Origin of the sequence: Paraburkholderia sp. (genome assembly GCF_050742655.1) — a bacterium.
Taxonomy (GTDB): Bacteria; Pseudomonadota; Gammaproteobacteria; order Burkholderiales; family Burkholderiaceae; genus Paraburkholderia.
This window is the reverse complement of the sequence record NZ_JBOIGG010000022.1, coordinates 25,103-36,695: the sequence shown is the minus strand read 5'-3', so window position 1 is coordinate 36,695 and position 11,593 is coordinate 25,103. Positions and strand designations below refer to the sequence as shown.

9 protein-coding genes are annotated in these 11,593 nt (G+C 64.6%); 4 read left to right on the top strand and 5 right to left on the bottom strand.

Annotation, left to right across the window (positions count from 1 at the left end):
- The first annotated feature begins 2 nt into the window (after positions 1 to 2).
- The gene (locus tag ACREXZ_RS26000; protein ID WP_431767002.1) at positions 3 to 1,499 is read left to right on the top strand and encodes an efflux transporter outer membrane subunit; all 1,497 of its coding nucleotides are present in this window, start codon (positions 3 to 5) and stop codon (positions 1,497 to 1,499) included.
- 60 nt (positions 1,500 to 1,559) lie between these two features.
- On the opposite strand, the gene ACREXZ_RS25995 is transcribed toward ACREXZ_RS26000, so the two are convergent.
- Complete coding sequence (locus tag ACREXZ_RS25995) at positions 1,560 to 2,039, bottom strand: RrF2 family transcriptional regulator (RefSeq protein ID WP_431767001.1); 480 nt, start codon at positions 2,037 to 2,039, stop codon at positions 1,560 to 1,562.
- Positions 2,040 to 2,178: 139 nt separating this feature from the next.
- Here ACREXZ_RS25995 and ACREXZ_RS25990 point away from each other — a divergent pair, with 139 nt between their 5' ends.
- Together ACREXZ_RS25990 and ACREXZ_RS25985 are read left to right on the top strand one after the other, a co-directional pair.
- The gene (locus ACREXZ_RS25990; RefSeq protein ID WP_431767000.1) at positions 2,179 to 3,093 is read left to right on the top strand and encodes an NAD(P)/FAD-dependent oxidoreductase; all 915 of its coding nucleotides are present in this window, start codon (positions 2,179 to 2,181) and stop codon (positions 3,091 to 3,093) included.
- A gap of 150 nt (positions 3,094 to 3,243) precedes the next feature.
- Positions 3,244 to 3,597: an ecotin precursor gene (locus ACREXZ_RS25985; RefSeq protein WP_431766999.1), complete on the top strand. Its 354-nt coding sequence runs from the start codon at positions 3,244 to 3,246 to the stop codon at positions 3,595 to 3,597.
- A 183-nt stretch (positions 3,598 to 3,780) separates the two neighbouring features.
- Here the strand turns inward: ACREXZ_RS25985 and ACREXZ_RS25980 are convergent, their stop codons facing one another.
- On the bottom strand, positions 3,781 to 4,812 hold the full coding sequence (locus ACREXZ_RS25980; protein WP_431766998.1) for an aldo/keto reductase: 1,032 nt from the start codon (positions 4,810 to 4,812) through the stop codon (positions 3,781 to 3,783).
- Between the two features lie 122 nt (positions 4,813 to 4,934).
- On the opposite strand from ACREXZ_RS25980, the gene ACREXZ_RS25975 reads away from it, so the two are divergent.
- Positions 4,935 to 5,906, top strand: a complete 972-nt coding sequence (locus ACREXZ_RS25975) for an AraC family transcriptional regulator (protein ID WP_431766997.1) — start codon at positions 4,935 to 4,937, stop codon at positions 5,904 to 5,906.
- A gap of 91 nt (positions 5,907 to 5,997) precedes the next feature.
- Here the strand turns inward: ACREXZ_RS25975 and ACREXZ_RS25970 are convergent, their stop codons facing one another.
- The 3 genes from ACREXZ_RS25970 to acs form a co-directional block, all read right to left on the bottom strand.
- Positions 5,998 to 8,016: a sodium:solute symporter family protein gene (locus ACREXZ_RS25970; protein WP_431766996.1), complete on the bottom strand. Its 2,019-nt coding sequence runs from the start codon at positions 8,014 to 8,016 to the stop codon at positions 5,998 to 6,000.
- A 4-nt stretch (positions 8,017 to 8,020) separates the two neighbouring features.
- Positions 8,021 to 8,353 (bottom strand): DUF4212 domain-containing protein, encoded by a 333-nt coding sequence (locus ACREXZ_RS25965; RefSeq protein WP_431766995.1) that lies wholly within the window; start codon positions 8,351 to 8,353, stop codon positions 8,021 to 8,023.
- Positions 8,354 to 9,312: 959 nt separating this feature from the next.
- The gene (acs, locus tag ACREXZ_RS25960) at positions 9,313 to 11,295 is read right to left on the bottom strand and encodes an acetate--CoA ligase (RefSeq protein WP_431766994.1); all 1,983 of its coding nucleotides are present in this window, start codon (positions 11,293 to 11,295) and stop codon (positions 9,313 to 9,315) included.
- Between the last annotated feature and the right edge of the window lie 298 nt (positions 11,296 to 11,593).

Below are 11,593 nucleotides of genomic sequence, written 5' to 3'. Positions count from 1 at the left end.
CGATGAAATACTCCTGCACTCCCCTCGCCGCCGCGCTGACCGTGCTGCTCGGCGGCTGTATGGTCGGCCCGGACTACCAGCGGCCGCAGGTCGCGGTGCCGGCGACATATACCGAACTGCCCGGCTGGACTCAGGCCGAGCCGGCCGCCGAAGCCCCGAAGGGCACATGGTGGACCGGGTTCCACGATCCGCTGCTCGACGAACTCGAGCCGCAGGTGTCGGTGTCGAATCAGACCGTGCGCCAGGACTACGCGAATTACCAGCAGGCGCTCGCCGAGGTCAAGGTCGCGCGCAGCGGGCTGTTTCCGACGGTCGGTGTGACGGGTACGGGGACCCGGCAGCGTTCGAGCGGCAGTTCGATCACGAGCAGTTCAACCGGTATCGGGGTGTCGCGCGGCGCCACCATCGACAACTCGGGCTCGCTCGAAGGCAGTCTCAGTTGGGATCTCGACGTGTGGGGCCAGGTGCGTCGCACGATCGAAGAGAACTCGGCGACCGCGCAGGCCAGCGAGGCAACGCTCGCGAACGCGACGCTGTCCGAACAAATCACGCTCGCGACGACCGTGATCCAGCTGCGCGCCACCGATGCGGACATCGACCTGCTGCAGCAAACGGTCGCCGCCTACCAACATGCGCTCGACGTCGTGACCGATCAGGACCGTGCCGGCACCGTCGCGCCGTCGAACCTGATCAGCGCGCGCACGCAGCTCGAAAGCGCGCAGTCCAGCCTGATTGCGCTCGGCGTGTCGCGCGCGCAGTTCGCGCATGCGATCGCGGTGCTGGTCGGCAAAAATCCCGAAGCGCTCGACATCCCGCACAGCACCGCGATGCCGGTACTGCCGTCGATTCCGGTCGGCGTGCCGTCGACGCTGCTCGAGCGCCGCCCCGACATCGCTACCGCCGAGCGCCAGATGGCTGCGCAGAACGCAGCGGTCGGCGTCGAGGTGTCGGCGTACTATCCGACGATCTCGCTGTCGGGTGCCGCCGGCTTCACGCAGTCGCCGCTGTCCGGCCTGCTGAATGTGACGAACTACATCTGGTCGCTTGGCGGCAGCGCGTCGGAAACGCTGTTCGACGGCGGCCAGCGCAGCGGGAACGTCGCTGCGGCGAAGGCCGCTTACGACGCGGCGGTCGCCAATTATCGCGGCACCGTGCTGACCGCGTTCGAGAACGTGGAGAACGATCTGGCCGGCCTGCGCATCCTCGCGCAGCAGGCCGACGTGCTGGCGGCCGCCGTCACCGACGCGACACGCGGCGCGCAGATCACGCTCGACGAATACCAGGCCGGAACCGTCGATTACACGACCGTGGCGACCGCGCAGGCGACCCAGTTGACCAACCAGCAGACCGCGCTGAACGTGCAGGAGCAACGGCTGATCGATGCAGCGACGCTGATCGGCGATCTGGGCGGCGGCTGGTCGACGGCGGATCTGCACGATGCGCGCGATCCGTCGAAGGCGGCGGCTGGGCCGATCGCGAAAACGACTGCGGCGCAGTAACTGTGCGATAGCTGCGCGGTGCCTAGCGGTGCTGCGCGCGGATCGAACCGTGCGTCGCCGCTACCTGCGATGGGGTTTGTGCTGCGCGCGCTGCGTGCCTTCCATGCCGCGCGTTTTTTTCGCGAAGCGGTCTTCGAAGTCTCTCGCAATATCCCCTACCGTGACATTGCCGAACTGTTCGAGCAGCAACGCTTCCGCGGCTTCCAGCGTTTGCGCGAGGCGCGCGTTCACCGCCTGCTCGACGAGACATTGTGCTTCGTCGTCGGTCATGCCGAGCGCGAAGACCGGCGGCTCGCCGAGCGCGCGATAGACGTCGAGCAACGTCAGCTCGTCGAGCGACACCGTCAGCACCCAGCCACCGCCGTGCCCCTTGTCGGACTGCACGTAGCCGCTATCGCGCAGGCCACCCAGCATCCGCCGCACGACGACCGCATGCGTGCACAGCATCCCGGCAATCTTTTCGGAGGTCATCGGCGCATCGTGCCGGTCCATGTGGATCAGTACGTGCAGCATGCGCGACAACCGGCTATCGCTTCTCATCGGCGGGTTTCCTGGTTTCTTGATTTCTGACCTGGCACGGGAGCGGTTCGCTCCTCATGCAACATTATAAGTTGCATGGTTTGGGTTCGCCCGTTATCATGAAACTCATAAAGTTACGTGACATGAGAAAGGACACACGATGCAGACTTCCCACGACGTAGTGATCGTCGGTGGCAGTTTTGCCGGGCTGGCAGCCGCGTTGCAGCTTGGCCGGGCGCGACGCAAGGTGCTGCTCGTCGATGCCGGGCAGCCGCGCAACCGCTTCGCCGCACACTCGCATGGGCTGCTCGGCCATGACGGCAAACCACCACGCGAGATCCTCCGCGAAGCCGCCGCACAGATCGCTGCTTATTCGACGGTCGAGATCGTCGACGGCTACGCGGAGCGTGCGCAGAAAGAAGCCGATGGACGGTTCACGGTCGCGCTATCGAATGACCTCCGTATCTCGGCATCGCGGCTGATCCTCGCGACCGGTGTCACGGACCAACTGCCGCCGCTGCCCGGTCTCGAGGCGCGCTGGGGCGCGACGGTATTCGCCTGCCCGTACTGTCATGGCTACGAGTTCCGCGATCGCCAGCTTGGCGTGCTGGCGAACCACGCGATATCGGCGCATCACGGGATCCTCGTGCCCGACTGGGGGCCGACGACGTACTTCACGCAAGGGGTATTCGAACCGGACGAAGCGCAGACGGCGCAGATGACGGCCCGCGGCGCACGCATCGAACGCGTGCCAGTGGTCGAGCTGCTCGGCGCGGCGCCCGCACTCGAAGCGGTCAAACTCGCCGACGGTCGCGTCGTCCCGATCGACGCGCTGCTCACCGCACCGAGATTCCACCAGTCGAGCCCGCTCGCGGAACAACTCGGCTGCGAATTCGAGGCGGGACCGCTCGGTGCGCTCGTCAAGGTGGACAACTTCAAGCACACGACGATCGAAGGCGTCTACGTTCCCGGCGATGCATCGAGCCCGATGGCCAGCGTGACGTTTGCAAGCGCGGCCGGTGCGATGGCGGGATTCGCTGTACATCAGTCGCTGGTCATGGGCTACGCCCACTGAGTGCTCATTGGGTACCTTGCAACGCTGCCGCGCGCCTGAACGCAGGCGTAACGGCCGTAATGGGCTGTTACCATCTGCTGCATCTGTTTCAGCGATTCCCACCCACAATGATTCCCGTGCTCCCGACCATTCGGGACCAGGAGAGTCAAAATGAAAAAGATTGCAGCGGCAGTACTGATGGTGGCCAGCCTGACGGCGGCAGGACAGGCATCCGCTCACGGGCGCGGCGGCGATATCGTCGGTGCGCTGATCGGTGGAGCGGTGCTCGGCGCCGTCGTCACTTCCGCACTGAACCCGGGACCGGTCTACGCACAGCCCGCCTATGCGCAGCCTGTCTACGCGCAGCCCGTCTATGCCCAACCGGTGTACCAGCCGGTGTATCAGCAGGCACCGCAGTATGCGGGCCCGCCCCCGGGATACTGCTATGACCGCTATCAGCGTGCGTACGTCCCGTGCGGCGCGCCGGCGGGCCAGTACGGTTACGAGCAGCAACCGGGCTGGTAAGCGTGAGGTCCGGCGACGGCGGCTTTGATGCCACCGTCGCCACCGCCACGATTCGCTCACGTCGAATGCGTATCGGCAATAAAACGAAACTAGCCATCCGGAAAGACATCTGCGCGCATGCACAGATGTCTCTTCCCAAGCCGGGCACCCTGCTCGATCGATTCCTTCGCGACCGCCCCAGACTCACGCAGGTTTGATACCGATCTGCGCCGAAAGACGGGCCAGCACCGCGTCATCGGAAACACCCTGAAAATCGTGACGCGGCGTGTACGGCGCCTCGAGTGAGGTCGCCTCTTCCGTACTGAGCTCAAGGTCCAGCGACGCGACAGCGTCGTCGATGTGAGACCGCTTCGTGGCGCCCACCAGCGGTGCAGCGACGACCGGATTGCGCCGCAGCCATGCAAGCGCCACCTGTGCCTGACTGACTCCCCGATTGCCTGCAATAGTCGAGACCGCGTCGATGATCGCGCGATCGCTCGCTTCCTGCGTGTAGAGAAGATCGGCGAACGGGTCGCTGCCGGACCGGTCGGTGGCCGCTTCGGCAGCCCGCGCCAGACGGCCGCGCGCCAGCGGACTCCAGACGATCGTACCGACACCTTCGTCGGCGCACAGCGGCAGCATCTCGCGCTCCTCTTCCCGGGCAAGCAGGTTGTAGTGATCCTGCATCGACACGAAACGCGCCCAGCCGTGCGTGCGCTGAAGATGCAGCACCTTGCTGAATTCCCACGCGAACATCGACGACGCGCCGAGGTAGCGAACCTTGCCCGCCTTGACGACGTCGTGCAGCGCCTCCAGCGTTTCCTCGATCGGTGTCCGGCCGTCCATGCGATGGATCTGATAGAGATCGACGTAGTCGGTGCCGAGCCGTCGCAGGCTGTGGTCGATTTCCGCGAAGATGGCTTTGCGCGAGAGACCGGCACCGTTCGGGCCCGCGTGCATCGGGTGACGAACCTTCGTCGCAATGACGATTTCATCGCGACGGGCGAAGTCTCTTAACGCACGGCCAACGATCTCTTCGCTGGAGCCTTGCGAATACATGTTCGCCGTATCGAAGAAGTTGATGCCCGACTCGATCGCATGTTTGATGAGCGGGCGGCTTGCCTCCTCGTTCAACGACCAGACCGGATGACCGCGACCCGGCTCACCGTAGGTCATGCACCCGAGTGCGATGGGCGACACGTCGAGACCCGTGTTGCCAAGCTTGATGTAACGCATATTTTTCTCCCAGCGAGTGATGGCAGAGCGAGGTAACCCGATGCCGATGGGGAGCACTTTAAGCATTCAAAGCCGGACAGTGAATACTTGAAAAGCCGCATTACTTGCGCAATAGTACGGGCATGACCCATGATCCGTTTTCCGACGTACTGAAGCTGCTGGGTGCCCAGCCGGTCCTCGCGGGCGGCTTCACGGCCGGAGGATCGTGGGCGCTGCGCTTTCCGGCCCCGGACAAGATCAAATTCGCGGCCCTCGTCAAGGGTGCGTGCTGGCTGCGTGTCGACGGCGACGACGCAGCCGTCCGGGTCGAAACGGGAGACGTGGTCCTTCTGTCGGCGAAACGCGCTTTCGTGCTCGCCAGCGACCTTGACGTGACACCGCTCGAAGCAACGCCGCTGTTTGCGGGGCTGGCCAGAAAATTCATCACGCTCGGCGAAAACGAGGACTGCATCCATCTGGGCGGACATGTGCTGCTCGATTCGACGAACGGCGACTTTCTCGCCAGTGCATTGCCGCCGCTCATTCATGTGCGGGGATCGTCGGCGCATGCAGCGGACCTGAAATGGCTGATCGAAAGACTGGTCCGCGAGTTGACCGATGAACTTCCCGGAGCCAGCATCGCCTCGACGCAGCTTGCGCAGCTGATGTTCGTGCACCTGCTGCGCGCGCATCTTGCTGGGTCCGGGACGTTTCCGGCGGGATGGCTGCGCGCGCTGTCGGATGCGCGCCTCGCTCCGGCGTTGCGGTTGATGCACGGCGAACCCGGTCGGGAATGGAAGCTGGAGACGCTCGCGAAGGAATGTGCGATGTCCCGGACCACGTTCGCGCTTCATTTCAGAACGGCGGCTGGCGTCGCGCCTCTTGCCTACCTCACCGCGTGGCGGATGCGTCTGGCAGCACGTTCGCTACAGGACGGCAACGTCCCCGTCGCGACACTTGGCCGTTCGCTCGGCTATACGTCCGAGAGTGCATTCAGCAATGCATTCAAGCGCATGACCGGCTATGCGCCGAGACAGTATCGCTCGGTACATGCGCGTACGGCAGCGCCTGAACTTGAAGAGCAGGAGTCGGACTCCGCGGCTTTGGTGGCGTGAAGGTTTCCGCGCAGCCGGGTCCTGCGCGCCCCTCGGCCGACGGCGTCGCGATCCGCTCATATCCATCCACTACGCCCGCGCAAATCGCTGTTCATGGATGCCGGATATAGTCGACCAGCGCCCGTGTATAAGCATCGGGTTTGCGATCGACGAGGCTCACCGCGATCGCAGCGACGAAGCCCGCCGGCACGCCGAACACGCCTGAACTGATCGGCTCGATGCCGAACCAGCGCGCGCCGGAGAAGCCCGTCATCTGCGTGAAGAACGGATACGTCGACACGATGTAGTAGATGCACACGACGAGCCCCGCCAGCATGCCAGCCACCGCGCCGAGCCGCGTCGTGCGCTTCCAGAACACGCCGAGCACGAGCACCGGGAAGAGACTCGACGCCGCCAGCGAAAACGCCGCGCCGACCAGAAACAGGATGTTCCCCGTGTTCAGCGATGCGACGTACGACGCGAACAGCGCGACGCCAAGCAGCAGGATCTTCGAGATCGTCACGCGCCGCTGGCTCGATGCTGCCGGATCGACCATGTGGTAGTAGACGTCGTGCGACAGCGCATTGGCGATTGTCAGCAGCAAGCCGTCCGCGGTCGACAGCGCGGCGGCCAGCGCGCCCGCTGCGATCAACCCCGACATCACGTAAGGCAGCCCGGCAATTTCGGGCGCTGCGAGCACGACCATGTCCGGCTGCATCTGGATCTCGCTCCAGCGCACGATGCCGTCGAGGTTCACGTCGGTGATACTGATCAGGTAAGGCTCGACGCGCCGCCACTGCATCACCCATTGCGGCAGATCGGCAAAGCGGTGGCCGACGAGGTTCGACAGGATCTCGTACTTGATCAGCACCGCGAGCACCGGCGCCGTCAGATAGAACAGCGCGACGAAGAACAGCGTCCAGCCGACCGAGCGACGCGCGGACGCGACCGAGGTCGTCGTGTTGTAGCGCGTGAGGATGTGCGGCAGGCTCGCGGTGCCGAGCGACAGACACAGCAGCAGCGACAGGAAATTGCGCCTGTGCACGCGCCGCTCTTCTTCGCCTGGCGCGGGAAACGGTTCGTGCATCGGAACCGGCGCCGATGCGCGCGCGAGCAGTTCGTCGCGCTGCTGCGTCCACACGATGCGCGCGGCGGCTACATCCTTCGGGAACGCATCGAGATCGCGCTCGTGCCGGCTGATGTCGCGCAGCGGTCCGTTATGCCGCCGCAGATCGGCGATCTCGCGGACCAGCCGGCTACGCTCGTCGACGAACGACTGCGGCAGCGTGTCGAGCCGCTGCTGGACCTGCTGCGCCTGCTGCCGGTACGCGTCGCGGACCGCCTGCTCGGGCGCGGCCGTTTGCACCTCGCGCTCGAGCGCCTCGACGCGCTCCATCAGCCGGCCGTAGCTGATCTGCGGCACCCAGCCGAGCCCGTCCTTGTGCGCGATCATCGATACCGGGATCAGGATTGCCGCGATCAGGATGATGTACTGCGCGACCTGGGTCCACGTCACCGCGCGCATGCCGCCGAGAAACGAGCACACGAGAATGCCGGCGAGTCCGCAGAAGATGCCGATCGCGAAGTCGACGCCGATGAAGCGCATCGCGATCAGCCCGACGCCCTGAATCTGCGCGACCAGATAGACGAACGAACAGAGAATCGCCGCGAGCGCGGCGAGCGCGCGGACCAGATTGCTCGAGAAACGCGTGCCGAGAAAATCGGGAATCGTGTAGCGCGCGAGTTTGCGCACGTACGGCGCGAGCAGGAAGGCGACGAGACAGTAGCCGCCGGTCCAGCCCATCATGTACGCGAGGCCGTCGTAGCCGGTCGTGTAGAGCGAGCCCGCGAGGCCGATGAACGATGCTGCCGACAGCCAGTCCGCGGCCGTCGCCATGCCGTTGAACGCGGACGGCACGCGCCGTCCCGCGACGTAGTACTCGACGAGGTCCGACGTGCGCGACAGCAGCCCGATCACCGCATAGACGGCGATCGGCACAAACAGGAACACGTAGCCGATCCACATGCCGGTGCCGTTCACCACTTCGATGCGCCACATCACGTAGATGAAGAACAGGAAGCCGAGCGTGTAGAGCGCGTAGGAGCGGACGAGCCGGTGCGCGAGTTTCATCGACTCAGTTGCCGTGCGCGGCGTTGTCCGCATCGCGCGCCGCCTGCAGCACGCGGTCGGCGCGCTGCATCAGCACGATGTAGATGACGATGAGTGCGAGGTACACCAGGATCGCGCCCTGAGCGCCCATGTAGAACGGCAGACGGAAGCCGGCGAAGCGGATCGGTGTGAGGCTGCGCGCGGCGAGCGGCACGACGAACGATACCGTGAAACCGATCGTCATCAGCGTCGCGATCAGTGCGAGGTTGAAGCGCCAGTACCGGCGGTGGGCGTGTGCCATCGCGGCCGATACCGGTGGGGGTTCGAAGGGGTTCTGTGGGACGTGTGGCGCGGTCATGCGCCTGTTTAACAAAAAGTGCCTATCGAGGCAATCAGGATAGGTACCGCCGAGCGGTTCGCGTCTCGCTGCGCGGCGCCTGGTTTCCCTGGCTTGCGCTGTGGTCCTTCTTTCCGCGCCGCGGTGCTTGTTAGTGCCTCGCGGCGCAGGCGTTGCCCTCTGGTTTTTGCCCTCGCAGGCGGCTACGTTTTAGCGCCTCGCGGCGCAGGCGTTGCCCTTTGCTGTTTGCCCTGGCAGGCGGCTGCGATTTCGCGCCTCGCGGCGCAGGCGTTGATCTTTGCTGTTTGCCCTGGCAGGTGGCTGCGATTTCGCGCCTCGCGGCGCAGGCGTTGCCCCTGTGCGGGGCGGCACCTACTTTCTTTGCCGCGGCAAAGAAAGTAGGCAAAGAAAGCCGCTCGACACGTTACCCAGTCCTTTCCGCGCGTAACCCGAGATGGCCCGCACCTAAGTGTCGCCCTCGCACCGACACGGTAGTGGTCCGAGACGAGACCGTCCCTCGCGCGGTATCACTGAGTGACAAGGCGCCCGCCCACCCCGCGGCGCACTGGTGTGCGCGCGGCCGGGTCTGCGTGGGAAACCACTGGGGAAAAGCGATGACATAGTGAGTGGAGGCGTTAAGCAGAGGCATTGACCGAGGGTGTTATGCCCTTCGGCGGCGAAGCTCGCCGGAACGGATGACGGCTTTGTCACTAACGCGTGTGGTGCGAGGGCGGATCTCGTCTCGGACCACTACCCTGGGTGAACGAGGTGCCCACTTAGGCGAGGGCCACGTCGGCAAGCCTCCGGAAACGAGAAGTTTCGTGTCGAGCGGCTTTCTTTGCCTACTTTCTTTGCCGCGGCAAAGAAAGTAGGTGCCGCCCCGCACAGGGGCAACGCCTGCGCCGCGAGGCGCTAATAAGCACCCGCCTGCCAAGGCAAAAACAACTACAAAAATCAGGCGCCTCGCGGCGCCCCCCACATCAAAGCGTCTCCCCCAACTGATCAAGAATCGCAGGATTCTCCAACGTAGACACATCCTGCGTAATCGCCTCGCCCTTCGCGAGCGACCTCAGCAATCTCCTCATGATCTTCCCCGAACGCGTCTTCGGCAGGTTATCCCCGAACCGTATGTCCTTCGGCTTCGCAATCGGCCCGATCTCCTTGCCGACCCACGCGCGCAATTCGTTCGCGAGCTTTACCGCCTCATCACCTTCCGGACGCTCGCGCTTCAACACGACGAACGCGACGACGGCTTCACCGGTCGTATCGTCGGGTCGGCCGACCACCGCCGCTTCCGCCACGATCGGATTCGAGACCAGCGCCGATTCGATCTCCATCGTGCCAAGCCGGTGACCAGACACGTTCAGCACATCATCGATGCGGCCCATGATCGTGAAGTAACCAGTCTGCTTGTCGCGCACGCTGCCGTCGCCGGCCAGATACAGGCGGCCGCCCAGTTCGTCCGGAAAGTAGCTCTTCCTGAAGCGCTCGGGATCGCCCCACACGGTGCGCAACATCGACGGCCACGGTCGCTTGACGACGAGGATGCCGCCCTGCCCGTCCGGTACGTCCTGCCCGGTTTCATCGACGACCGCCGCCATGATGCCCGGCAGCGGCAACGTGCACGAGCCCGGTACCAGCGGCGTCGCTCCCGGCAGCGGCGTGATCATGTGGCCGCCGGTTTCGGTCTGCCACCACGTGTCGACGATCGGGCAACGGCCACCACCGACGTTCTCGTGGTACCACACCCACGCCTCCGGATTGATCGGCTCGCCAACCGTGCCGATCACGCGCAGCGAACTCAGGTCATAACTCTTCGGATGCACTTTCGGATCGGCATCGGCGAACTTGATCAACGAGCGGATCGCGGTCGGCGCCGTGTAGAACAGCGTGACCTTGTGCTTCGCGATCATGTCCCAGAAGCGGCCCGCGTTCGGATAAGTCGGCACGCCTTCGAACACGACCTGGGTCGCGCCGAGCGCAAGCGGACCATACGTGATGTAGCTGTGGCCGGTGATCCAGCCGATGTCGGCGGTACACCAGAACACGTCGTCGGGCTTCCAGTCGAAGGTCCACTTCATCGTCTGCGCGGTCCACAGCAGGTAGCCGCCGGTGCTGTGCTGGACGCCCTTCGGCTTGCCGGTCGAACCCGACGTGTACAGGATGAAAAGCGGATGCTCGGCGCCGACCCACTCGGGCGTGCACTGGTCGGATTCCTGCGCGACGATTTCGTGCATCCACAGGTCGCGGCCTTCGTGCCACGCAACCTTGCCACCCGTGCGGCGATAGACGATCACGCTCTTCACCGCTTCGCAACCGCCCATCGCAAGCGCTTCGTCGGCGATGTTCTTCAACGGCAGCGCCTTGCCGCCGCGCATCTGTTCGTCGGACGTGACGAGCGCCACGGCACCGACATCGACGAGCCGTTCGTTTAGCGATTTCGACGAGAAACCGCCGAACACGACCGAGTGCGTCGCACCGATCCGCGCGCAGGCCTGCATCGCGACGATTCCTTCGACCGACATCGGCATGTAGATCACGACGCGGTCGCCCTTCTTCACGCCACGCGCCTTCAGCGCGTTCGCGAAACGGCTTACGCGTTGCAGCAGGTCCTGGTACGTGACGTGGGTTACGGTGCCGTCGTCGGCTTCGAAGATCACCGCGACGCGCTTGCCGTTACCCGCTTCGACGTGACGATCGAGGCTGTTGTACGACGCGTTCAGTTCGCCATCTTCGAACCACGTGTAGAACGGCGCTTTCGATTCGTCGAGCACCTTCGTGAACGGCTTCTTCCAGCTCAACGTTTCGCGCGCGAGACGCGCCCAGAAACCTTCGTAATCGCGCTCCGCTTCGGCGACGAGCGCCCGGTACGCGTCCATGCCGGACACCGTCGCCTGCGCCACGACCGCGGCGGACGGCGGAAACACACGGTGTTCCTGAAGAACAGATTCAATCGCAGACATCGACTACCCCTTGGTGAAGATGAAACCGTCAATCTGTGCCGGCGCGCCGGTGACGCGCCGTATCGTCTATCCTGGGGACGCCGCGTATCGTGGTATCGCGACGCCTGTCTCCCACCCTCGCGCAGCCTGCACTGCACGTGTTGCATCCGTTGCATACTTCCGTGCATGGTGCACGCGATGCCGCGCCGCACCATGCACGCTGACGTCGCTACGATAAGCGCTGCAACTTACCAGCCACTTACTTGCCTCGCATCGTATCGCCATAACGCGGGCGCACGCACTGGGCATTTACTCCGCC